The organism is Burkholderia sp. BCC0397, from assembly GCF_902832865.1.
Taxonomy (GTDB): domain Bacteria; phylum Pseudomonadota; class Gammaproteobacteria; order Burkholderiales; family Burkholderiaceae; genus Burkholderia.
In genome coordinates this window covers 111,519-133,823 of sequence record NZ_CADFDL010000020.1, presented here as the reverse complement: position 1 = coordinate 133,823, position 22,305 = coordinate 111,519, and the positions used below count along the sequence as shown (strand labels likewise).

20 protein-coding genes and 1 riboswitch are annotated in these 22,305 nt (G+C 57.3%); of the genes, 9 read left to right on the top strand and 11 right to left on the bottom strand.

Features of this window, described 5'->3' with window-relative positions:
* Positions 1–215: 215 nt before the first annotated feature.
* Positions 216–2,546 (top strand): patatin-like phospholipase family protein, encoded by a 2,331-nt coding sequence (locus HWX03_RS35120; protein WP_175874456.1) that lies wholly within the window; start codon positions 216–218, stop codon positions 2,544–2,546.
* A 375-nt stretch (positions 2,547–2,921) separates the two neighbouring features.
* Here the strand turns inward: HWX03_RS35120 and HWX03_RS35115 are convergent, their stop codons facing one another.
* On the bottom strand, positions 2,922–3,665 hold the full coding sequence (locus HWX03_RS35115) for an H-NS histone family protein (RefSeq protein WP_175874455.1): 744 nt from the start codon (positions 3,663–3,665) through the stop codon (positions 2,922–2,924).
* A 348-nt stretch (positions 3,666–4,013) separates the two neighbouring features.
* Between HWX03_RS35115 and HWX03_RS35110 the strand changes: the two genes are divergently transcribed.
* Together HWX03_RS35110 and HWX03_RS35105 are read left to right on the top strand one after the other, a co-directional pair.
* Positions 4,014–5,312 carry a hypothetical protein gene (locus HWX03_RS35110; RefSeq protein ID WP_175874454.1) on the top strand — a complete coding sequence of 433 codons (1,299 nt, stop codon included), beginning with the start codon at positions 4,014–4,016 and terminating at the stop codon, positions 5,310–5,312.
* Between the two features lie 90 nt (positions 5,313–5,402).
* On the top strand, positions 5,403–7,607 hold the full coding sequence (locus tag HWX03_RS35105) for a hypothetical protein (RefSeq protein WP_175874453.1): 2,205 nt from the start codon (positions 5,403–5,405) through the stop codon (positions 7,605–7,607).
* A gap of 702 nt (positions 7,608–8,309) precedes the next feature.
* Here the strand turns inward: HWX03_RS35105 and HWX03_RS35100 are convergent.
* Positions 8,310–9,578, bottom strand: coding sequence for an IS256-like element ISBcen18 family transposase (locus HWX03_RS35100; RefSeq protein WP_175874452.1), 1,269 nt, complete (start codon positions 9,576–9,578; stop codon positions 8,310–8,312).
* Between the two features lie 529 nt (positions 9,579–10,107).
* Between HWX03_RS35100 and HWX03_RS35095 the strand changes: the two genes are divergently transcribed.
* From HWX03_RS35095 to HWX03_RS35070, 6 genes are all read left to right on the top strand, one after another.
* Positions 10,108–10,521, top strand: coding sequence for a PAAR domain-containing protein (locus HWX03_RS35095; protein ID WP_175874451.1), 414 nt, complete (start codon positions 10,108–10,110; stop codon positions 10,519–10,521).
* A 3-nt stretch (positions 10,522–10,524) separates the two neighbouring features.
* Positions 10,525–11,028, top strand: a complete 504-nt coding sequence (locus tag HWX03_RS35090; protein WP_175874450.1) for a DUF4123 domain-containing protein — start codon at positions 10,525–10,527, stop codon at positions 11,026–11,028.
* Positions 11,021–11,488, top strand: a complete 468-nt coding sequence (locus HWX03_RS35085) for a hypothetical protein (protein WP_175874449.1) — start codon at positions 11,021–11,023, stop codon at positions 11,486–11,488. Before HWX03_RS35090 ends, HWX03_RS35085 begins: the two co-directional genes overlap by 8 nt.
* Before the next feature lie 106 nt (positions 11,489–11,594).
* Positions 11,595–11,963 (top strand): restriction endonuclease fold toxin 5 domain-containing protein, encoded by a 369-nt coding sequence (locus tag HWX03_RS37380; RefSeq protein WP_347879550.1) that lies wholly within the window; start codon positions 11,595–11,597, stop codon positions 11,961–11,963.
* Positions 11,951–12,703 carry an immunity 52 family protein gene (locus HWX03_RS35075; protein WP_244132862.1) on the top strand — a complete coding sequence of 251 codons (753 nt, stop codon included), beginning with the start codon at positions 11,951–11,953 and terminating at the stop codon, positions 12,701–12,703. The genes HWX03_RS37380 and HWX03_RS35075 overlap by 13 nt, the downstream gene beginning before the upstream one ends.
* Positions 12,704–13,065: 362 nt before the next feature.
* Positions 13,066–13,803, top strand: a complete 738-nt coding sequence (locus HWX03_RS35070; protein WP_244132861.1) for a hypothetical protein — start codon at positions 13,066–13,068, stop codon at positions 13,801–13,803.
* Between the two features lie 45 nt (positions 13,804–13,848).
* Here the strand turns inward: HWX03_RS35070 and HWX03_RS35065 are convergent, their stop codons facing one another.
* From HWX03_RS35065 to HWX03_RS35025, 9 genes are all read right to left on the bottom strand, one after another.
* On the bottom strand, positions 13,849–14,502 hold the full coding sequence (locus HWX03_RS35065) for a hypothetical protein (RefSeq protein ID WP_175874447.1): 654 nt from the start codon (positions 14,500–14,502) through the stop codon (positions 13,849–13,851).
* A gap of 501 nt (positions 14,503–15,003) precedes the next feature.
* Positions 15,004–16,266, bottom strand: coding sequence for a PIN domain-containing protein (locus tag HWX03_RS35060; RefSeq protein ID WP_175874446.1), 1,263 nt, complete (start codon positions 16,264–16,266; stop codon positions 15,004–15,006).
* A 291-nt stretch (positions 16,267–16,557) separates the two neighbouring features.
* The gene (locus HWX03_RS35055) at positions 16,558–16,911 is read right to left on the bottom strand and encodes a hypothetical protein (protein ID WP_175874445.1); all 354 of its coding nucleotides are present in this window, start codon (positions 16,909–16,911) and stop codon (positions 16,558–16,560) included.
* Positions 16,912–16,953: 42 nt separating this feature from the next.
* Positions 16,954–17,057, bottom strand: a riboswitch (SAM-I-IV-variant riboswitch).
* A gap of 152 nt (positions 17,058–17,209) precedes the next feature.
* A complete protein-coding gene (locus tag HWX03_RS35050) occupies positions 17,210–18,562 on the bottom strand; it encodes an ATP-binding protein (protein WP_175874444.1) in 1,353 nt (450 codons plus the stop codon).
* A gap of 50 nt (positions 18,563–18,612) precedes the next feature.
* A complete protein-coding gene (locus HWX03_RS35045; protein ID WP_174431910.1) occupies positions 18,613–19,287 on the bottom strand; it encodes a response regulator transcription factor in 675 nt (224 codons plus the stop codon).
* An 8-nt stretch (positions 19,288–19,295) separates the two neighbouring features.
* Positions 19,296–20,111: a MipA/OmpV family protein gene (locus HWX03_RS35040; RefSeq protein WP_175874443.1), complete on the bottom strand. Its 816-nt coding sequence runs from the start codon at positions 20,109–20,111 to the stop codon at positions 19,296–19,298.
* A 184-nt stretch (positions 20,112–20,295) separates the two neighbouring features.
* Entirely contained in the window at positions 20,296–21,384 is a 1,089-nt protein-coding gene (locus tag HWX03_RS35035; protein WP_175818820.1) for a porin, read from the bottom strand.
* Between the two features lie 190 nt (positions 21,385–21,574).
* Positions 21,575–21,910: a Rieske 2Fe-2S domain-containing protein gene (locus HWX03_RS35030; protein ID WP_175874442.1), complete on the bottom strand. Its 336-nt coding sequence runs from the start codon at positions 21,908–21,910 to the stop codon at positions 21,575–21,577.
* 3 nt (positions 21,911–21,913) lie between these two features.
* On the bottom strand, positions 21,914–22,225 hold the full coding sequence (locus tag HWX03_RS35025) for a YciI family protein (RefSeq protein WP_059830296.1): 312 nt from the start codon (positions 22,223–22,225) through the stop codon (positions 21,914–21,916).
* Positions 22,226–22,305 lie beyond the last annotated feature (80 nt).

The following is a 22,305-nucleotide window of genomic DNA, read 5'->3' as shown; positions in this document are numbered from 1 at the left end:
ACTTCGCGACGCTGCCTGCGATCAAATCGGCAGCATGATTGCCTCGGACGTTCCACTTAAAAATCTCAGAAAACTGTCCGAATGAGCGAGGCCACCTCTCAACAATGCGGGAAACCCCTCATACGGTTAATTTTCTGCAATTCATTATTATCTTTGCAAACACACCAAGTTTGAAAGTATGGCTGCATAGGGACCAGCAGCTCATATAAACGAAGATGAACGACGGGGGTGGTGCCGTGAGAAATGGAATCCTGCTGCTTCTCGCAGTTAGTCCGATTCTTTTTGGCTGCGTGGTTGGTGGCGTCCCTTCTCACGTATCGCAGGCGCTCCCGCCGTGCGAAAAAACGTCAGATAAGCTGGATTGCATTCTGAACACGAACTCTGGCGTCGTCGAAGAGCTTAAACCGAACAAAAAACCGTTGCCCACTCTCGGCCTGGCATTGTCAGGGGGGGGCTCGAAGGCCTCGCCGTTCGCGATGGGCGTAGTGAAGCGCTTTGTCGACGAGGGTTGGCTTTACCGTACGGACTATCTCACTTCAGTGTCCGGAGGTTCGTATACTGCCTTCTACCTATATTACAAGGCGTATCGTGCAATCCTCGACGATGTCCCTGTTATTCGCGCGTATCCAGGTCTTACACGCTATTTCATGGAAACCCGCAACCTCGATAGTAGAAGGCGGGAACTTCCTTACGTATGGCTGTTTTCACCTGATGAAGTTCACCATCGTTGGGACAGTCTTGCGGAATTGCCCGGCGGCTGCACGAACCTCGGGCCGGTGCCGACGGACGACCCTCGTCCCACAGACCTGAGTGCCCCTGTGTGGAAAAACGTCCAACAGGCAGCATATCAGGGCTGGGTTGAGTGCTATCAGGATTTGCTGCGCACAGACAGAGCGCAGAGGTCCAAATACAAGGACGGCGTGGTTGCTCGCACTCGCTATGCCAATCAGCTTGGCGGCACATTCGCAATGCTCTTCGCAGAGTCGCTGGCAACGGCCCCCGTTAACTGGTTCACCAATGTCCTCTTTGACTGGAAATGGCGGGTCTCACCCACACAATACGACTATCTGTACGGCATTATGCGCACATACGGCTACATGCCACAGCCTGGAGACAAGCTCCCGGTATCACCTCATGCAGAGCGGTTTAAAGAAATGGTAGACTGTCTGGACTTCAGTGACCTGTCTATCGTCTACACACGCGACCCAAATACTACAAAAGAGAAGCTCGGCGGCTATTTGCCGAAGTGGATTATTCAGGCGACAGCCAACTCCGGCAACACGGGCCTTGACCTTTCGCCAAAACACTACGATTTGAGTTCGGATGTCTTTGAAATATCGTTCGATATGTTCGGCTCTGGTCGTTATGGCTACGTGCGAGGCTCGCCTTGGTTGGTTGGCCTAACTGTGCCCATGGCAATTCTGTCATCAGCAGCTTTTGCGGACACGGCGCAGCGTAGTATTCATATTTCGCGAGGACTGGTTAATTTCGGGCTTCAAACCATTAATCTTCGATGGGGATTTGATATCGCAAACTATAACGAACCCGATATCAAACGCCGCCTTCACTCGCTGCTCATCTGGCCGTTTTATTACCTGGACTCTCCTGTAACTACCGAGAAAGGGCCGACCATTCATCTCTCCGACGGAGGCCAGACCGGCGATAACCTAGGACTGGTTCCCCTCTTGCGTAGAGGCGTGCGCAACATTGTGGCAGTCGCTGGCGAGAACGACTACGACCCCAAGTCGAATGCGATGCTGTTAGCCTCACTGTGCTCCGTCAATTACTACTTGAACGTGCATGGCTACACGATGGATTTCGACGGCGACCCCTCGTTGCCGACAGGGAGTGGTCCCGAGAAGTATCATCTTGCACAAAAGTGCACCTGGGACGGTAACCGGCAGATTTACGTACATCCGACAAAGGACGGAGGCAATATTTCGCCTATGAACTGGAGACGCCGAGTCTGGGTTGGCCACGTGGTCCCATACACTCCCGGCGTGGACGGATTGCCTCTGCTGCAAGGAGAAAACCTCGCTGAGCCTGAGGTGACTCCCAAACATCTCGATGGCATTACCGTTTACTACATCAACTCCGCGATGGACCAGGGGGAGTGGATGAAAGTCGTCGACGATTGGTATCCCCCAGACCCATCCCACAAACAGCCCTTCCTACCAAAGGGGGAGCCTGGCAATCCTGCGCGTTGCGATGGTACCGTGACAACGGCTACAGGCACGTACAGTTGCCCACTCATCGAGTACTTTCAGGATACAACCGATGCGGTGCAGAACGGTGACCATAAATGGGTGTTCCCTCAGACAAGCACCGCCTTCACAACGTACAGCAACAGCATCAACTTGTTCCGAGCGTATCGCGACCTGGGCTGGTTGTATGCGGGAGACCTTCCGAACGCGTCTCCGGAACTAAGTGACATCCTATTGCATGGTCAGGCGAACGGGGCTCCGGATGGATTAAGCGACCTGTATGACCAACAAAAGCATCGGTACCCGAAGGATGAGCAGGTATGCAAGCGATGGCGGGGCTGATTGCTGACTGCCCGTCGCATAGCTCGCCTTCCGGTGTTTGAGGAAAAGGTTCGTCGAAGTAAGCGGCAGGCGTGCGTTTGCAGCCACGCCAGCCGCATGAAGCTCATGCTTTCCGTTCAAGCTCCCAGAGTGCTGACTGCGGACGATATGCCCCGCTCTTGCCAGCCCCTATTAACCCGCTTGTCGGACAAGCTACGTCTGCCCGAGTCACTCGTCTTGAGCGACCGACGAGGGACGGCCACTACGCCAAGTCCCACGTGGGCCCTCCCGTGCAGAATCGTTGCCAGCGCAGAACCTAGCACCGAAATCAATTTCGAGCTGCCCCAACTGCGGGGTTGCTCGATTCGACGTTATCGGGCGCTGCGGGGTAAGCGCTTATGCGGTAGCGGGCGTAGCCGACGCCTCGGCCGCCTGCGCCGGCTCGACCGCACCCACCACATTCTTGGTTGCTGCTTTCCTAGCTTTCTTTGCCACAGGCTTCTTTGCCGTCACCTTCTTGGCGACCGGTGTGCCTTTCGTTTCCGCAACTTTCTTGGCAGCTACCTTCTTGCTGGAAACCTTTTTAGCTGTTGCCGTCTTTTTTACCGCTTTTGCCTTCCGCTCTGCTGCGGTTACATCTGCTTTTGCAATCAGGAATTTGGACCGGTCCTTGGCTCCCGCCAGCCAAGCTGGTGCGCGGCCTCGGCCACTCCATGCTGCTCCGGTTTTCGGGTCGCGGTATAGAGTCGGCAGCGAGCCCTGCGAACGGCTGCCGTTCGTTGCAGACTTCTTGGTGCCGGAGGTCACCTTGGGCGACACGCCATCAATCAAAAACTTACTCCGGTCCTTGGCATTCGCAATCCATCCCGGCGCGCGACCGTGACCGGTCCATGTCGCACCCGTCTCGGGGTCACGGTATTTCGCTGTTGAAGTGGTGGACTTTGCAGCAGCTTTGATACCGGTTCTCCGGCCACGCTGTCTTCCGCCAACATGCGCTTCGATGTCGGTCGTCGTAATTCCATGCTTCTCCATCAGGCCACGGATTCTTTCCAATACTTCGGTCGACTTCTTTGCGACCAGCGCCTCGGCCTGAGCCTGCAGCGTTGCGATTCGTTTTTGTATGCTCTCAAGCGTGGCCATAGTCTCAACCTTTCAAAAAGAATGTTTGCACTATGCCACACACGCCCTCCGCTACACCAGAGCAACAATCGTATGCGAGCTCTCTTTCCTAACACACAGCTTGTCGCGGGAAGCGTTGGCGCCCAGCGGTCCCTCTGACACAAAAATCTCCAAGACCTCGCCTATATGAGACGTGCATAGCTGTGTCCTTGGGTCTATGATTAACTCATCTCATGATTTCTTGCTTGTCGGCAGAGTTGCTCTCCAGCACATCGGCGACCGATTTTTGAGCGGCGACCTGACTGCAACACTGAATTCCGCAATACCTGCAACGTTGCTGTCCAGATAGAGTTGGAGCTGCCCGTTACGATGAGAATTCCCGAACCAGATATCCGAAGTATCGAACGTGCCATCGCCGAACTCGAGCGAGAGGGTGCACGCGAACTCGAGGTCCCCACGCCCGGAACATCCCTCGGCGTAACCTCGTTCTGCGCCGAAGCAGCGCTGCTGCAGTTCGTTGTCACATGGGCCCGTTCCAAAGATACGGCCGAAAGCGTTCTTTTCTCGACCCTCGATGCGGCGTCGACAAACTTTGAGGCAACGCTTCAAAAACAACTCGGCATACCTCACGTTCTAGCCGCTTGGGTGTTGGGCGGTAAGCTCTACGATGAGTCTCACAGCCTGCTAAAACGTCGTGAAGCGAGGGGATACGCTGCCTTCCTCGATGCGATGGACAATTTCGATTTCCAGCGCACTCACGACACTACCGAGGGGCGAGCGAATCTAATTTGTGTTCAAGGCAGCAAGCGCGAATACATAAGGCCCTTCTATGAGCAATATCGGACACAGTGGCGCGTAAGGCCAGAAGGTGATATCCGCGTCGTAATTCAAGACATTCTTATGCAGTTGGCGCCGCGCTGGCCCGGCGGCTACGTGCGTGAGGTTTCTGAGCCTTTAGCACACTTGATGCGCGAACTCGTTGAGAATTCAGATTGGTGGGCCCGCGTAGACCACAAGGGCGTGGAATATGACAAGGGCGTTCGGGCGGTTACTGTCAGACTCCGTGACATCGACGACGACAATCTGGAAATGTTTGCCGGTGGAAATTCGCATATCCAGGCCTACCTACTGCACAGCCTGACAACGCATCCGAAGGTGCAAAAGGACCCCATACCGAGCTCGCGCGATGGACAAGCACGCAAGCTCAGCTTCATCGAACTGAGTATGGTCGACTCCGGGCCCGGGCTAGCCCGCCGATGGCTTGCTAACCGACCGCAGAACAAACGCTCAGTGAGCAAGTTGGATGAAATTCCTTTGCATGAGGAAGAAGATGCGGTCATTGAATGCTTCAAAAAATGGCGGACGTCCTCCGGCAATGCACTGAGGGGAGTCGGGCTCTTCAGCGTGGCCAGCCTTTTGCGAAAGCGCAATGGGTTCTTACGCTTGCGCACCGGCCGTCTGGGGTATCTGTTTGGTACGCAGTCAGCTATCGGGGACATCGAACTTCAACTCAGAAGAGCCGAACCGCACGACGACTACGTCCGCCTCGACGATGGGACGCATGTGTTCCTTCAAGATGGTCAGATGGTTTTCTTTCTTCGACCATGGACGCACGAACAAGTTGGAGCCGTGGAAGGCACAGCATATTCAATTCTCCTGCCGGTCTGACCAACGATGCTATTTATTCCGTTCTCTGGGCCCGAAAACATCTCGAAGAGCTCACTGCTCTTGTTCATTGGGTCGGATACACCCAGTTGGGTGGAAATCAAGCATGCATTCAAGGACTGGTCTTCGGACAACGTCGTTGCCCCTGCGCTCGTCGTGTTGGCGGACAGAAAGTCTGCGGCCAGCCTTCGACAGTCGATGAGCGAATCTGAGTGCATCGAGGCACGAGAGGTTATCGGGGCTCTCTGCAAGCTCTGGCTCTTCTCCTATACAGGCAGCGGCCATATCTATCACGTCGAAGACGACGACCGTCGATTGCAAGTCGACGGGACGAGCGAGATACTCGTGCCCGCAGTACGCAGCCACATCTCGTCTGAAGTGACTGCTGGAAATGTGGTCGCCGCAGCGCCGCCCGGCTTCTTCTTCGCCAAACTCTCCGGTCGACATTCCTCGCACTTCATTCGAACTGAAAGCTTACTTAGTTGCACCGCCGCGATTGAACTGCTGGCACTTAGATTACTCGCGCCATTTCGCGAATATTGTGACAGGCTAGTTGATTCAAAGGTACGGGTGCTCGTTGACTCCATGAGCATTTGGCCCCTTGCCCAGGCGCTGATTTCGATGCGTCGCGAGCATAACCCCAAAAGCCGCTACGTTATCGAGAGCTTTCGGTCCTATGAAGGCCTGTCGGACGGCATCGTGGACTCCGGACCAGCGTTCGTCATAATCTCAGCGTCAACGTCAGGAGGGCTTGAGAGACTCGTAAACGAGAGGCTTGGTACAAGGCATGTCGAGTGCTGCACCCTACTGTTACTGGAGCCAAACGGCTCCTATGCCGACCAAAGCGCGATGAGCTCCAGTTCCCTGTTCCAAATTCCGCGTGCCCTGAAAGGGGCGCCAGCCTTGGAGGGGCTACGGCCTAACTTCGAGCCAGATGTTCCGGAGATACCGCCTGGGTGTGAATCCGTAAAGATTATCGGCGAGCGGTTTTTGAACCAAAATTTCCGACCAAGACCGGTTAGACTCGCCCACGGCGCGTTGGACGAAGGACGAAAGCTAACCCTCGCGGCGCTCGCGAAAGACCACGTTGTGCGGTCAGGTAGACGGCGTCCACTAGGCGGATTCTATTGGTCTCTGTCTTTCGACGTTGGCGCCTTAGTTGATAAGTATTGCTTAGATGGCCAATCGGACGGATGCCTACTTCGAAACTGGCTGACTAATTACGCAGTCGCCGGAGACATCGCCGTTGTATATCCCGTCGACACCCTTGAAGGTGGGCGGGTCGGTCAGGGCGAGGCGGAACGGATGACTAAACGTATCCGAGAGCTCTTGTTGGAGAAGTCTCCAGAGGCAGACATTCGAGTCTTTGATGGACTTCAACTGGACCGACCAAGCAATGAAACGAAGCACTTTTTGTCGAAGGCGGGGGTCGTAGTCGCGTCTCCAATCATTGGCAACGGTTTTGCTTTTAAGCAGATAAGTGCCGCGTTGCGCACATTGCAACCGAAGGGGCCCAGACTTTTTCTCGCTCTTGCCGCACTGCCCGAGAGTCAGGCTAGGTTACAAGAACTTCGGAATGACTTGCAGCTGAACGCCGATGATTGTGCATATCACTTTAAGTGCTCCCTGCAGCTACCCGTGGGAAAGGGAGATATCGATTTCGACTGGGCCGAAGAGTCGACGATACTTGCACATGTGTTGGAGGAATGTGGCGACGCCGACATAATCGCTCCACCTGCTCTCAAGGACCGGCTGAATCTCTTTCGAGAGGGAAACGGTCTCACCGACAAACACACTTTTCTTCCGTCATTTGACGGCTCTTCGCTTCAAATGTCCCCCGGCTTTCTGCTATGGAAAACGAAGACAGCACTTTCTGGAGACGACCTCGGTGCTGGCGTTTTGTTGACTGTATCAGTTTTCTTGGAAGCCTGTCGCTCAGGTGCCGCAAAGGACGGAGACACAAGCTTGGTGAGCGGGCTCTTTCAACAAACCCTAATATCGCCGGCAAATTTCACACGCTTCAACGACCCGGCCATCCAAGCGGCGTTACTCCGCGCGGCTTACAAATCGGAGCTAAACTTCGCTTCCAGGTCGGACCTCAGTGCGGATATGCAGCGTCTAATACTGCGCCTGATGGACCTCCACGACGCGCCAGCTGGTCAAGCTTTGCCAGAGTTCATGCTCGCGTTGGCAATGCGCCGGGTGACGCTGACGCCAGAGCACATGCACAATGTTCGCGAGAGAGCAAAATCACTTCCGGGTTGGCTATCTGTGCTTGCATTAGAGATGGACTCCTAATATCGGCCAGCGGTGCGTTGACTTTAATGTGGACGCTTCGGAATATCGTTTTGAGCACCGCGCAACACGCAGGACATCACAGGAAGTGTACGCCGATGACATCAGCGAAGACGATGTCACCTTGCGCTTCAACCAGCTGAAGGGGCATCGTTTCAATCCGCGACTCGCCGTATCACGCGTGAGATGCTTTACCGATACGCGAGTTCTGCTGGACGCCGTTCGCGGCGCGCTGGTGGTAGCTCTAGCACCGACTCAAATCGGTAAGCGCAGAGCAAGCGATTTCCGTAGAAGGCGAGCAAGAACTCGACATCGATTTCTAGCGAATTCGCGGCCTGCCTGGGGCAATCGGGTCGAGTAATTTCCGTCTCACGTAGCGCGAAACCGCGCCCAGCAAGAATTCCGCCGTACAGGAAGCGTCCCGCGGGACGCTTTCATTTTTTTGGAGCGCGATGGTGCGAATTTTTGCGACGTTGGGGGTCAACGGGACCAAAATTCTACTGCCGCTTTTTCGCAAAACCCAGCCGGACAAGGACTTCGCCACGGTGCAAAGCGTCCTACGGGATGCTTTCATTGTTGGCGAACATCACCTGCGTAAGTCAAGACCTGATCTCTTAGTCATGCCTGTTGCGTTACGCGGACCGCATCCCGGAAAACCACGTGGACCTGTCCGCATTTTTGTGGGCGAGGCGGTTGAATAGCACGTTATCCACGCGCCTGCATAAATCGCTCGCCGAACAGGATAGCAAACTGGTTCATTGCTGATTTCCAGTCGAACGCGGACCGCACGGTCTTGGCCAGTACGTTGCGCAGCGCCAGCCAGAGCAGCTTGATGGCCGCCTCGTCATTGGGGAAGTGACCACGGGTCTTGATGATCTTGCGCAACTGCATATTCAAACTTTCTATAGCGTTCGTGGTGTACACGACCCGTCGAATCTCCGGCGGAAACACGTAGAACGGCACGACGTGCTCCCACGCGCGTTGCCACGACTGCACGATCGTCGGGTACTTCGCGCCCCAAGGCCCGTCGGCGAAGTCTTGCAGCGCCTGCCGTGCCGCCTCTTCGCTGGCAGCCGCGTAGATCGGGCGCAGCGCGGCGGCGAGAACCTTACGGTCCTTGTAGCTGGCGTATTCGAGGCTGTTGCGGATCAGATGCACAATGCAGGTCTGAACGGTGGTCCGCGGATAGGCCGCGCTGATGGCTTCGGTGAGCCCCTTCAGGCCATCGACCACGGCGATCAGGATGTCCTGGCAGCCGCGCGTCTTCAGTTCGTTGAACACCTTGAGCCAGAACTTGGCCCCCTCGGTCTGCTCGATCCAGAGGCCCAGCACGTCGCGCTGGCCGTCGGCCTGAATGCCCAAGGCCAGATAGACGGCCTTGTTGCTGACCACGCCGTCGTCGCGGATTTTGACCCGCAGCGCATCGAAGAACACCACCGGATACATCGTCTCAAGCGAGCGGCTCTGCCAGCTCAGCGCTTCGGCCATCACCTCGTCGGTGACCGAGCTGATGAAGTCGGGAGACACCTCGGTGCCGTAGCTCTCAGCCAGAAAGGCCTGAATCTCGCGCACGCTCATGCCGCGGGCGTACATCGCGATGATGCGTTCGTCGAAGCCGGTGAAGCGGCGCTCATGCTTTGGAATCAGGATCGGTTCGAAGCTGCCGTCGCGATCGCGGGGGACTTCGACCCGAACCGGGCCCCGATCGGTGATGACCGTCTTGCCGCTGGCGCCGTTGCGCTCGTTGGCTTGCCCGGCCGGTTTGGACTGGCCCGACGGGTAGCCCAGATGCAGATTCATCTCGGCGCCCATTGCGCGTTCGATGATCGCTTTGTTGAACGCCAGCATCAAATCCTGGACCTCGGTCGGCGTCATCGGCCCCTTGACCAGTTGGTCCAGCAGTTCCTTGGGCAGTTCAGGCAGCGGCCCGCGGGCCGCTGCCTGACGCGCTACAGTTTGCCTTTTCTTCTTCATTGGCATATCCATGACTTTTACCTCTCATGATATGCCTCGCCCACGAAATCACGGATAGGTCCAACCACGTCGTCGTTCACGTTGAACTCATACTACGAACGGAGTATCCGCCTCGCGGCGTTCGCCCCCCGTACCTGAGCGTCGTCCACTTCGACCCGGGGCACTCGACCGACTTGCCGCTGACGCGGAGGCGCAATATCGAGGATCTCAAATTCGATTCCACGATCACGTACGTCGAATGCGGATATGACATTTTCGATTCGTTCAGCGACGTCAAGATGGACCTGACGGCGCGCGGGTTCTACATCGAACCGATCAACTAGCCCCCCCAACGAACGATACGTCCCGGAAGACCGTCACGGCGTCGCGGCGAATGATGCAATGTGTGAGCAGACAACCGCGCGCAAAACGCACTTGTCACCGCTGCCCCCGTTCGATTAGCCCAAGTTGACAGCCGCGAAGGGCATCATCGGGAAGCCGTTCCTCGGTTGATGGTAAATTTATACGAAAACCACACCTGAGAGAACATATGGCCCGAGCCATGATCTGCGTCGGCGACACGACGACGCATGGCGGCCGCGTGCTGGAGGGCAGCGCGACCGCGACCATCGATGGAAAGCCCATTGCAGGCGTCGGGCACAAGGTACTTTGCCCGCAGTGCAAGGGGGTCTTTCCGATCCTTCCGACGGGGCGGCAATACTCGCACACGTTCGATGGACGAGAAACCGCCGTCGAGGGCATGAAAACCGCGTGCGGAGCGACGCTGATCGCATCGCAGTCGTCGGCGACGTTCGACGACGTCGGATCTGGCAAAGCGACGACCGGTGGCGCAAGTACCGCCATCCCAGCGACTGCCGCAGCGCTGGCTCCCTCGCCCACGCTCTGTCTCGAATGCCTGAAAGCTGCGGCCGAGAACGCCGCGACCATGATCGCGCGCGGGTAGTCTATGACCGAAAATTCGATCGAAGCTTTCTTCTTCAAGCGTCAACAGCAGTTGACCATGCAGGTGCATCTGTACGCCCTTGTCGACGGCCTTCTATACGCTCATGCGGCCGGCGGTTCATCGCCACAACGATCGCGGTCGGCCATAGCCGTATTCGATGACACCCAGGACGCGTCACTCGCAGACGCTGGACCATGGCTTTTCGCCTACGAGGCTGCGGCTGGCAATATCCAGCGGACTCTCTCAAAAATGGCCAGCAGCTCCACCGGCGTGTCTTGGCTGATCAGCGCATATCCGATCGAATCGCTCGCTGACGAGTTACGCAGCCGCCTCGACGTACGCTTGCCGGATGGAAGCACAGCCCTGCTCCGCTTCTACGATGCCCGCATCATGGCCGACATGGCGTCGCTGATGGAATTCACGCAGCGCATGCAGTTCTTCGTGCCGACATTCAACTGGCTCGTCGAAGTAAATGGAAAACTCAGGGGAGTACACCCGCATGCTTGAGCTAACAAGCGAACAGGTCGCCGGCCTTGCCGAGATCGATGCACGCGGATATGTCGAACACACTCGGCAGGATCTCGTCAAAGCGGACCCGAAGCTAGCCGAAGACGGCACGCTATCGACGCGCCTATGGAACGCATACATCGCCGCTCGACGGCTCGGCATTCAGTCCGACGGGAATGTCGCCGCGTTTCTTCGTATTGAGGCATACGCTCCGAAGTTTTACGAGAGACCTGCGACGCGCGCGTGGCTGACTCGGCCCGGACACTCGGCCGACGAACGTTTTCACGATTACCTACGCGTCATGAAATGGCGCATCGAACTTCAGGACGACAAGGGAGGGGCTGAGCATGGCGGGATTGGTGGTGTCGGGGATCGAAGCGGCGATAGTGGAACTTGGACCAGTCTTAGCTCGCGCAGGAACCGCCTTATTGGGCGGGGCCGCAGTGGCCGGGACGGCTAGTCTGCCGGGAGATACATCGAAAGACACAAGTAAGGCCGAGCCTGCCGTCCGTGCCATACCGCGTACAGGAGAGAGCTGTAAGAAGTGCCCACCTGAGGCGGGGAGCATGCAGCGCCGCAACTGGAGCATGAGTGACAACTCCCGAGAGTATCAAGGGCGGATTACTGGATTCCCCTATAGCGTTGAAGAGCGCTGGAGCATGGAGTGGATCTGGCAGCGCGACTTCGACGGCTTTCGACCGGAAAGCTGTTTGTTGATAGAAGCGAAGGCAAAGTACGATCAGTTCTTGAACAAGCTCGATGTACCGTACACCAAAGCCTTTGATGACATGGAGGAACAGGCTGGAGAGCAGGCAGAGACCGTGCGTGATCATCCTCCTGCGAGGTTGAAATGGTATTTTCAGACGGAGCGGACTTGGAAATACATGAGAGCACCGCTTATGCGTCTTAAAGTCGAATCAGAATGGGTCCCCTGACAAACATGGAAATAGTTACGCAATTTCGTAGCCCTGCCGATTTCGCCCAGCTTGGAGAATTCTCAGCTCATCTTGTCCGTCTATGGCCGGTGATTGAGGCCATGTCACGCGAGGACGAACGTTTAGGGCAATGGTGGCTGAAGGCGGATACCGAGGAAGAAGCGCGCCTGTATCCGATGTATGAGGCACCCGGCGTACCTTCGACAGCAGTTTTGGCAGTCTTGGCGCAACGGTACGAAAAAAAAATGGACCGTCCGAAAGTCTTCGGCTTCTGGAATGGTCACATGGACGCGGCCGACAGCGCGAGGCTGAAATTAGCCATCGATGCGAAGAACCGGCCCAGCGAGGTAGAAATTGGGCTACCGGCACAGACCGCAGTCTCGGCGGACAACCGCAGCTATGAGGGTGTGGCTGAGATAGTGTCCGCGATGGTCTCGGTTTATGACCCGATGTATGTCTCTGTTGCACCACGAGAGTATTTTCCCCGACAGGTGTTTGATGACAAGCCGGGCGTTGGCTGGATGCTGTATCTCCCGAAGGTCCTCACGACCCAGCAAGTCCCGGAAGCACGCGAATTGATTCCAGTTCCCGCAGCCGGCCGGAAGCAGACGGGAACGATCATTGTGAGCGTCCCAGATGCCGTTTTTTCAGTGGACAGCTCCGAACACGTCGAGGTTGCCAACCGTATCGAGATTCGGCTCGTCGACCAGGACCTTCTGCCCGCATTCGCTGACCTGTAAGCTGCGTAAGTCAAGACCTGATCTCTCAGTCAGCGTCAGATCAGGTCTGAGATTGCTTCGCCGTCACTTCATCAAGGACCGTGATCGACCCACAACTGCCCCTCGATCCGCATACACCTTACGGCGGCTTCCTAGATACAACGGCCGTTCTAGTATCGTGTCAGTCTCGACGTCCGGCTTCGGCTTGGCGTCGACACCGCCGTGCGCAACCCTGCTGCCGGTTCGGAGGTGCGGCGCAATCCGCACTGATCCGTCACACAGAACGCCGACTTTACTCACGCAAAAGCTGTGCTTGACCCGCCGTTGGTCTCGAGAGGGCTGAGAATGCGCAATAATCCGATCGAAACTGGATCCATTAGTAAATGCAGGAAGTAGGTCTGATCTGTCGCCGTCCGATGCCAGACTGCCATGTGGGTCAAAATCTTATAATGGTCGTCCGTCTACTAATTAGCGATTCGCTACAAGAAATGATGAATCCAATGTTGCCGAACAGGAAACAGTTTGTCCAAGATCCGGCAGGCTACAGCCGTTCCGCGTGGATGCGCTGGGCGATGATCGCGTCGGTGAATGGCGCCGAGGTTGATCCTTTCAAGCAGCCAACCAGTGAAGATCTGAAGAATCCGCTATTGTGGCTGACGCAGGCAGAAGCGATGTCGCAAGCCGCATTCGTTTTAATCAAAGCTGAGCCGTCCTTCGATAACGTGCCGGCGGAAATGCGAGGCATTTGCGACAGCCAATATTGTGCCGTTGCTCTCATGTTGGTGGGCTACAGCCTAGAGGTATGCCTGAAGGCAATGATCATCGTTAAAGAAGGTGTTGAGGCGTATTCGGAAGCCGAGCGAAAGTATCTGACCCATGATCTAAAGAAACTCGCAACATTTATTGCCGATCTCAACGCGAAGGATCTCGCGACTCTCGAACTGTTGACACACTTTGTCGTATGGGCCGGACGATACCCTGACCCAGGTAGCAGGTATATCGACAAACACGACAACGTCTTCGATCTCGCCGAACAGAATCAAATCTCGGGACATGACCTCTTCAAGCTCGCCGCAAAGGTAATGCAACACGTAAGCACCCTAACGGAGGCGAAGGGGTAGCACTTAAAGCCGAATGAGCACTCGTTCGGCGACGCGCTTGCCGCGCTATTCAATTCGCTTGATTAATTGGCGCGCCAGCTTGACAATATCGTGCGCGTCACATTCGGAAAGGTGATCGATAAGCGCTATTTTCTTTCCAATACCGTTCAGCGACGTTCCCATGACAATGCCAACGTTTTTCTCTGCGTCAATCCAAAAACGATCATGAAATTCGTCGGTTACGACGTCATCAATCGAAACCTTTGGTGCGACTTCCTGCAAGACTGAATACATCGCCGACTTCTTGTTCGCTTTTCTGCCATTCGTGAAGAAGGTGACGGATCTGAGCTGTTCGGAAAGTGCAGACATCATCTTCGCAAAAAGGGCAACACAGTCTGGATCATCTGAATAGAAGTATGGGTCAATAATGAATAGGTCTTTTACGCCTTTCAATTTTCCGATAAATTGCAGTATGATCTCAGAAATTTCATCGACGTGAATTCCTCCATGCATCACCGCGTCGCAAGTCATAGAGAAATTGAATAACGAGGAAATTCCGTTCTCAACAATATATTCGCGAAAATATTCTCTAACGTTGATTGCGTCCATCCTCGCGACGAGGAAGTGCGAAAGCTCGGGATGCTTATAGACCTCCTTTATAAAGTCCACAACATCCGATCCTTCCTTATAGCTTTTGACGTAAATGATGCCGGATTCCATAATCCCTTCCTTATTTTTTCGACGTCGAAGTTTCAATCTATTCGCAAGACTCAGTGCGGAGCCTCGATCGCTCAATCGTTCGCGAGGCTACTCCGACCAGGGCTTCGCTGACCCACGTCCGAAATGTCGCTTAGCGGCATTTGGTCGGCGCTTGGCCCGGTGACCACTTTGACCGAATTATGCGTGTAGCCCGTCTGTCAGATTCCGGAGTGATGCAGCCGTTCCGACGGCCGACTTCCTCGCTCGCCGAACGGCAGGTTGCGGCCGGCAGCCGCCCGACGCAACGGGCCGCAACCGTTAAGGGTTGTTCAATGCTTGCCATCGTTCGCGGGCATGTGAGTGCGCCCTCGCGCGTTGCTGGCAGGCCTCGAACGAGCACCTTTCCTTCGCATGCGCCACGATCCACGTAGCGATCGAAGTACGCGAGTTCGAGCAGTTGATCGCAATGCGGCGGTCGGGGCTTGGCGCTTAGCGCATGGAATCCATCCATGTGCTCCCTGTTTAGTCCAGGGCGTTCGCATCCTCCTCTTCATCCGGCGCTAGACCGAGCATCTCGATCATATTGTCCAGAGTGTCTGGGTTCAAATCACCAAAGTGATGCGATACGAGGGCCGAGTAGAAGTCCGTTACATCGTTATCGTCGAAAATCCAGGTAATCTGCGTGTTGTCTTGTGCAACATCACACAGGGCATTTGCCTCAAACGTCGTGAAGTTATGCACGAAACGCTTCAATTCGGCGATTGCCGCATGGGTTACGGCGAAGCTTTCCGATTCAATTAGCCTCTTCATTGCCTCGTGCTTCAAGGCACGGTCCTCCGGCGTGAGTCCGTCGTTCTCGATCTCCGCACGTCTTTGCGGCTCGGCTGCAGGCGCTTCTGGCTCTACTGGCACCGGTTCTGCGGCCGGCTGTTGCTCCACTGGCTGAAAAAAATGCTGCGCGTCTAGTGCAGGGAGCCCCTCCTGCGGCACATTGATCTTCCTGAGATCAAGCTCGAAATCGCCGTCTGGGGCGTGTTCCGGTTTCCTGAGATCTAGTTCGAACTTAACCACTGGCTGCGGTGCAGCGTTGATGGCGATCGCCTTATCGTAGTGCGACAACAACGCCTTCAACGTCTCAAACACATACAAGTTGTAGCCAGGCTTCTTTGTCTGCCATTCTTCCCGAAGAAACGCGTTAGGATATGTCATCCCTCCTTCGTCCTTTCCGTCAAGAGCAGACACGAAGTCCCCGTCCCTTGTTATGACGTATAAGTCTGTCCGTGGCACGCGTGCGAGAAGCATTTCCCAATTGTATTGATCGCCGTTGCTTCCCGGCTTCCCCGGCGGATTTCCGCGCTCGGCTCGGAGCTTTCCGGCGGAAAATACCGTGTCATCGTGTTGATATTCTTCTCCGGCCTCGAAGAGCGACTTGATATATATATCGACGTCGAGTTGATGCGTACGTGCCTTCAGGTTGGCCTCCGCAATCAAGGTGTCCCGTGCCTTCTTTGCTTCGAGGATTGCCTTTTGGTAGGACTCGGCCTTCGACAGCCCCAGCATGTGTCGAGGTATGTCAGTCTTGAACGACACGTTCTTGAAATCCTTCGCAGCGGCGGCGAGCCTCGCATCGCGGTTGCGTGTAAATTCGTCGCGAACCTGACGGGGAATGTGCAGAACGATGGATCCCTTCGTGACTTCTTGGAAGAGCTTATCCAGAGCAGGAACGTCATCCCCCGTGTGCTGGTAGAAGCTAAGGTACGCGTTCGTGTCGATGAACAAGTGCATAGGGATATTCCGCGCCGAAATGAGATTTTTCGAAATATTGCCACGAAACCGGCGTGTTGCCGGGAAAAGTAGGAAAAGGGGGGCGAATGGACTTAGTGGCTCGTCAACGACGTTCTCCATCGTGGATTGACCGGCCGCTTCTTGGGTGGAGACGACATTGGAATGTCTGAGTTACGACGCAGCAAAATGACGCTTTCTGGCCGAACTGAGTCAGATGAACTGACGCTGCCTGTTTGGTCTAGTCCAGCTTTATACATATCATCCGACACAGCAACGACGCGCATGCATCGTCTAACGGCTACTCTCCGACGCATTTCCGGTCGCAGCCCCCGCCCGAACGAAATGATGCTCCACCCGAGTTCGGAGCACACCTTCAAGCGCGGCAAGCCGCTCACGCAGCCGAACCGCTTGCCCTTCCGTCATTTCACCGAGCACGATCTTCTGCTCGAGAACGTCACCACATCGCGTGATGGCCCACCGATCGACCGTAGCAGTTTCGCCTTCGAGCACAGCCGCCGCGGTCGAGACAATACCCGGATTCGGTCTCGAAACGAGATGAACCGTATGCGTCAACGTGAAACCAGGAAGAAAATGCGACCAGTCTTCACAGACCGTCGGATGGGAAGCGGAGGAAACTTGGCTCATGGTTGCTCCGGATAAGTGATTATCGAACCGGTGCCAGCCATGCTGTTCCCGTTTCGTTGCCGTCAATCGGCCGCATCGCCTCGAGGGCGTCCACCTTGCCCGGGAGGGCAGGTTGGCGTCGGAAGATCCGACTCTGGATGCTTGATTTCGCACGTTCGACATTCCGAACGCCGGTTCATTATACCGAAAACCCGACGCTGAACAAGTGACCCCTGGGAAAGCCATAATTCGGCCGGATGGAGCGTTCGATCCAGCCCTTTTACCGTGGGAGCCGGCCACGGCACGACCACCGCCCCGACTAAAACCAAACGCTAAACCGCGTCCCCGTCATCAGCACATCGACCGTCAGTTTCCATTGATGGGCCTCGGCAATCTCCCTGCAGATTGCCAGCCCGAGGCCCGCACCGTCATACCGCGAATCCGGCGCCCGCCAGTATCGGTCGAAAAGCAGCGGAAGATGTTCCCGCCGAATACCCGGCCCTTCATCTTCAACATGAATCACCGAATCCAGGACGGTCAGCACGACGACACCGCCCGACGGCGACGCATTGATCGCATTCTCGAGAATGTTCTTGAGCAGGATGAAAAGCGCTCCGCCGTCCGCGCGTATCAGCGACGCGGCGTCGCGCGCTTCGATATGAAGCGTCACCTGCTTCGCATCGGCCTTGCCGGCCAGCAAGCTCACGACGTCTTGCGTAACCTCGACGCCGTTCACGTCGCCGAAGCTGAAGTTCTGCGCTTCGCTGACTTCAGCCAGATGTAGCAGTTGCTTGACTTGCCGGGCCATCAGGTCGATCTCGCGAAGCAAAAGCGCCTTCTGGCTGATGTCGGGCTGCAGCTCGATCTGCCCTCTGACGAGCGTCAGCGGTGTCTGCAACTCGTGCGCAGCGTCGGCCAGAAATTGCTGCTGAACCGCGAAGCCATTCTCGAGCCGGGTCAGCGCGTCGTTGAACGCATCGATCAGCGGCTTGATCTCGCTGGGAATCCCGGCCGAAGACAGCCGCGTTTTCAGATTGCGTGGCTCGATTTCCCGCGCGGCACGCGATACCTCCCGCAACGGCTTCAGCACGTGACTGATCGTCAATGGCAGCGTCAGTCCAAAAATGATGGTCGCAATGACCAGCACATAAGCGACGGTCTTCAGTATCGGATCGATCCTCGTCATGATGAGCGCATCGACGAGTTGCCTGCTTTGCGCCACCTGCACGTAATAGACGACGCTACCGTTCGACGCGCGCTGCGTCGCGACCGCGTACGCCTTGCCGTCGATCGTGATGGGCAATACCTTGCCGGCCGCCGTCGCAAGATCCTCCGTCAGCCACGGCCGATCCGCGTTCGACGGCACCGACGCCAGCAACACCTTCCCTGTCGGATCGAGCACGCGATACTGCACCTCGGTCGGCAAGAGCCGGAACATCACCGCCGGACGCTCACTCAATCGCACCGATGCCGGGCGCCCGGCCGCGTCGAAACTCATCCCGTCCACGATATGGCGGATGCTCTCCATCTGCTGGCGCCGTCCGAAGAACTCGGGATATCGATCGAGAAAATAGACGGAAAGCGCGGACAGCAGCACCAGGCTGATGGCGAACGCGACGACGTTGGTCACCCACAGACGCGTCGACAGGCGTAGAACCCAATGACGGAACATGGCGGTTTTCTTACAGGAAGCGGCAACCTGCGAAACGCGGCGAAGCATCGTCACGCGTCCCGCAGCGCGAAACCGGCGCCGCGGATATTGGTGAGCCGCATCGTTGCGCCGATCGCCGTCAGTTTCTTGCGCAAGCGGTGCACGGTCACCTCGAGTGCGTTCGGCGTGACCGCCTCCGCGAGCCCCCATGCGGCATGCTCGAGTATCGAATGCCGGACGGTCCGGCCCCCGGCTTCGATCAGGCAGAGCATGATCTGGAGTTCGGCCGGCGCAAGCAGCACCGTCCGGTCGCCGCAGCGCATCGCGCGCTGGGGCGGGTCCACGGTCACATCCGCGAACGATGCGACGAGCGTCGTGAGCAGCGCCGGGCGCCGCATCAGCGTGCGGACGCGTGCAACGAGTTCGCTCATTTCGAACGGCTTGGTCACATAGTCGTCGGCGCCGCTTTCGAGTCCGTCGATGCGGTCATGCAACGCGTCGCGTGCCGTCAGCATCAGGCAAGGCATCATGCGCCCCGCCGCGCGCAGCGTCCGCAAGAACGCGAGGCCATCGCCGTCGGGCAATCCGCGGTCGACGATCAGCAGCGCGTAATCGGCCCGGTCGATACCGTAAGCGGCTTCCCGGGCATTGCCGAACCGATCGGATTCGATTCCCGCGGCGGCCAATGCCTGGGACAACAGGCCGGCCAGGCGCTCGTGATCCTCGACAATCGCCACTCTTGGCATACTCGCACTCACTTGAACCGATACATGTAGCCGATCCGGGCCTCTGGTACGTACCGCCTGCCGACGAGCGGACTGTCAGTGATGCCGTCGCCGAGACGCGACACGCCCACGTCCAGAAAAATCGTCTGCTGCTTCGTCATCTGGTAGTCGACACGAGTGCCGGCCGACACGTTCACGGCCGAACCCGCGCTGTATGCGGCGCGCCCGGCACGCGCCTCCGATGGTCGCACGCCGTAATAGTAGTCGACGTATTTGTTGCTCAGCCATTCCGCGCCGACGTGTGGCGTGATCGAGAATGCACCGAGGGCGAACGCCTTCTCGAAGCCGATTTTCGCGCGCTCGCCCTTGTTTCCGCCGAGCAGAAAACTGCCCGACAACGTGCCGAAGCCCGTGCTCCATGACAGTGCAGGGCCGTACCACAACGCACCCTTGCGATTTTCCATGCCGTTCAGGATCGGTGCGTCGGAGCCTTTGTATCCGTCGAACAGCGAGAACTGGCCACGCAGCGCGACATTGACGCCGCTCCAGCTGCCGATTTTCAGATCGACCGTGGTGCCGATGGCCTGCACCCATTTGTTGTCGAAGTAGAGCAGCGGAAAAGGCAATACGCGAGTGCCGTCTCCCTTGTAGGCCGACGGCTCGATGCCGACGCCGGCGCCCAATCCCCAGTGCGTGACGTTCGTCGCGTGGTTGAGGATGGTCAGCCCCGTATTGTCGGGGTCGGGCGGGCTCATGCCGTCGTCCGCCCACGCGGAAACAGATGAAAGTGCGAATGAAGCGGCAAGCAGCAATAACGGGCGTTCGCGGCGGGAGGCAATTTTCACAATCGTTTCCTGGAGTCGAGGGTCGAAACGGGGGCTACTGTAGGACCAGTCGACTTACCGCTCACTTACCAGGAAAAATATCGACGCACTGCGGACCGTGCGGGAAATTCAAATGGTGGGAAATATCGACGCAAGGCGAGCCTGTTTCGCCCTGCGTCCTCGAGGAACGTGGCAATGCGCGTCGTCAAAACACCGTATGCAACCCCACCCGCGCCACCGCCTGACTCGCGGAACTCGATGCCCCGTTCGGATCCAGCACGCCATTCACCTGCGCATTCGCGCCGCTATTCGCCCGCTGATAATCCGCCGACACATACACCATCGTCCGCTTCGACAACAGGTATTGAAGCGCGACGCTGACCTGATGCGCGTGGTTGTCGTTCACCGCTTCATTGCCCTTCATGTACATGTATTTCGCGCCCAGCACGACGTCCGGCCTGATCCGCCACAAGCCGCCGGCCTCGGCCATCCACACGCCCGCATCGTTGAACGAATTGCGCACGGTCGTCATCAGCGCCTTCGCTACAACGACACCAAAGTCGTAGTGCATCCCGACACCCCAGTTGCGCACGCTGGTCGACGGCACACCCGGCGCCGGGCCGTATTTCTCGTTCGTATAGGCCGCGCCCACGCCGAACGGCCCCAGCTCATAGTTCACGCCGGCACTGACGGCGTTGTCCGCGCCGACCGAGCCGGCCACGCCGCCGAACGCATACATCACGCCGCCGGAAAAACCGGCCACCGTCGGCGAGCTGTACTTGACCGAGTTCGCGATCGGCTTGCTGCCTGCCGTGCGGTCCCAGTCGAACGCGCCGGTCGGGTTGCCCGGAAGCGCAAGACGCTGGAACGGGCCGTTCCGAAAGCCGTACAACCCGGAAATGTCCCGCGAAATCGCATTGCCCTTTGAAAAGAGCGCATCCACCATGAAGTCGTACTGATTGCCCAGCGTGATGCTGCCGAACCGGTCGCTCTCGAGGCCCACGTATGCGTTGCGCCCGAAAATCCCGGTCCCGATGATGCTGCCGTTCGCCATCGAGAACTGGTTCACGAGCGCGAATGTCGCGCGATACCCGCCGCCGAGATCCTCGGTGCCGCGCAAGCCGAACAGGTTGGGCGCGAATATGCCGTCGTCGAACTTGACGTTCTTTCCGCCGCCCTCGTTGCTGACATACGTGATGCCGGAGTCGATCAGCCCGAACATCGTCACGCTGCCTTGCGCCCATGCGCCCTGCGCCACGGCAAGCACTGCGAATACGCCAAACCTGAGTTTCATGTCGTCTCCATCTTTTTTATGAACATACGCGTCCGCCACCCGCTGCTGGGCGGGGGCTCGCTCATTGCTTCGTAGAAAATCGCGTTGATTCAGGCAGTCACATCAACGCCAATAATTAGTTTTACTGATTTACCAATTCGAGGAATTCCCCGATGAACCGGTATCGATCCGCACGATTCAAGCCGGTGGATCAAACGCCCCGAGAAACGATCCACGCCGAGGCATCCACTTCGACCGCCACCGTTTCCAGTCCAGCCCCCGTGCAAGGCCCGTCGATACACACCCCATCATCGAACCGGAACAACGCACTGTGATGCGCACACATCAACACCTGCGACCGATAACAGGACACATGGCCCGGCACAAAATCGAGCGGCACCGAAAAGTGCGGGCACCGATTCACGTACGCCCACACCTGCTCGCCACGCCGCACCACGACGACGGGCCGTCCGATGCACGCTTCGTCGACGACCCGCGCGCCGCCGTCGGGCACATCGGACACGCGGCAGAGCTGTTTCGCTTCCATCGCTCACACCCTTTGCTCGGGGTTGCCGAGGCTCCAGTCCCACGGACGCACTTCGACATGCGAGAACAGGCCCTCCTTCACATACGGGTCGTTGCCGACGAACCGCATCACCGCGTGGATGTCGTCCGCCTCGACGACGAGCAGCGTGCCGTTCATCGCATCGCCTTGCGGGTCCAGCGTCGGACCGCCGAGCCGCACATACACGCCATGCTCGGCCGCCGAGCGCAGATACGTCCGGTGAATCGGTCGCATGCGGTCGCGCACATCGCGCATGCCCGGCTGGTCGGTGGCAAACACCGCAAAAAAACGCGCCATGGCGATCAGCTCCGATTGAGGACGAAGCCGGGCGTCGCTTCGCGGTGCAAGCCGTTCACGCCGATCTGGTCATTCATCAC

What these genes read in the sequence shown, in the direction of transcription:
- HWX03_RS35120 (WP_175874456.1), top strand. Translation starts at nt 216, where the DNA reads ATGAACGACGGGGGTGGTGCCGTGAGAAATGGAATCCTGCTGCTTCTC.
- HWX03_RS35100 (WP_175874452.1), bottom strand. Translation starts at nt 9,578, where the DNA reads ATGAAGAAGAAAAGGCAAACTGTAGCGCGTCAGGCAGCGGCCCGCGGG.
- HWX03_RS35035 (WP_175818820.1), bottom strand. Translation starts at nt 21,384, where the DNA reads ATGAAACTCAGGTTTGGCGTATTCGCAGTGCTTGCCGTGGCGCAGGGC.
- HWX03_RS35045 (WP_174431910.1), bottom strand. Translation starts at nt 19,287, where the DNA reads ATGCCAAGAGTGGCGATTGTCGAGGATCACGAGCGCCTGGCCGGCCTG.
- HWX03_RS35065 (WP_175874447.1), bottom strand. Translation starts at nt 14,502, where the DNA reads ATGGAATCCGGCATCATTTACGTCAAAAGCTATAAGGAAGGATCGGAT.
- HWX03_RS35025 (WP_059830296.1), bottom strand. Translation starts at nt 22,225, where the DNA reads ATGGCGCGTTTTTTTGCGGTGTTTGCCACCGACCAGCCGGGCATGCGC.
- HWX03_RS35110 (WP_175874454.1), top strand. Translation starts at nt 4,014, where the DNA reads ATGAGAATTCCCGAACCAGATATCCGAAGTATCGAACGTGCCATCGCC.
- HWX03_RS35070 (WP_244132861.1), top strand. Translation starts at nt 13,066, where the DNA reads ATGCAGGAAGTAGGTCTGATCTGTCGCCGTCCGATGCCAGACTGCCAT.
- HWX03_RS35085 (WP_175874449.1), top strand. Translation starts at nt 11,021, where the DNA reads ATGCTTGAGCTAACAAGCGAACAGGTCGCCGGCCTTGCCGAGATCGAT.
- HWX03_RS35030 (WP_175874442.1), bottom strand. Translation starts at nt 21,910, where the DNA reads ATGGAAGCGAAACAGCTCTGCCGCGTGTCCGATGTGCCCGACGGCGGC.
- HWX03_RS35060 (WP_175874446.1), bottom strand. Translation starts at nt 16,266, where the DNA reads ATGCACTTGTTCATCGACACGAACGCGTACCTTAGCTTCTACCAGCAC.
- HWX03_RS35115 (WP_175874455.1), bottom strand. Translation starts at nt 3,665, where the DNA reads ATGGCCACGCTTGAGAGCATACAAAAACGAATCGCAACGCTGCAGGCT.
- HWX03_RS35075 (WP_244132862.1), top strand. Translation starts at nt 11,951, where the DNA reads ATGGGTCCCCTGACAAACATGGAAATAGTTACGCAATTTCGTAGCCCT.
- HWX03_RS35095 (WP_175874451.1), top strand. Translation starts at nt 10,108, where the DNA reads ATGGCCCGAGCCATGATCTGCGTCGGCGACACGACGACGCATGGCGGC.
- HWX03_RS35090 (WP_175874450.1), top strand. Translation starts at nt 10,525, where the DNA reads ATGACCGAAAATTCGATCGAAGCTTTCTTCTTCAAGCGTCAACAGCAG.
- HWX03_RS37380 (WP_347879550.1), top strand. Translation starts at nt 11,595, where the DNA reads ATGCAGCGCCGCAACTGGAGCATGAGTGACAACTCCCGAGAGTATCAA.
- HWX03_RS35050 (WP_175874444.1), bottom strand. Translation starts at nt 18,562, where the DNA reads ATGTTCCGTCATTGGGTTCTACGCCTGTCGACGCGTCTGTGGGTGACC.
- HWX03_RS35055 (WP_175874445.1), bottom strand. Translation starts at nt 16,911, where the DNA reads ATGAGCCAAGTTTCCTCCGCTTCCCATCCGACGGTCTGTGAAGACTGG.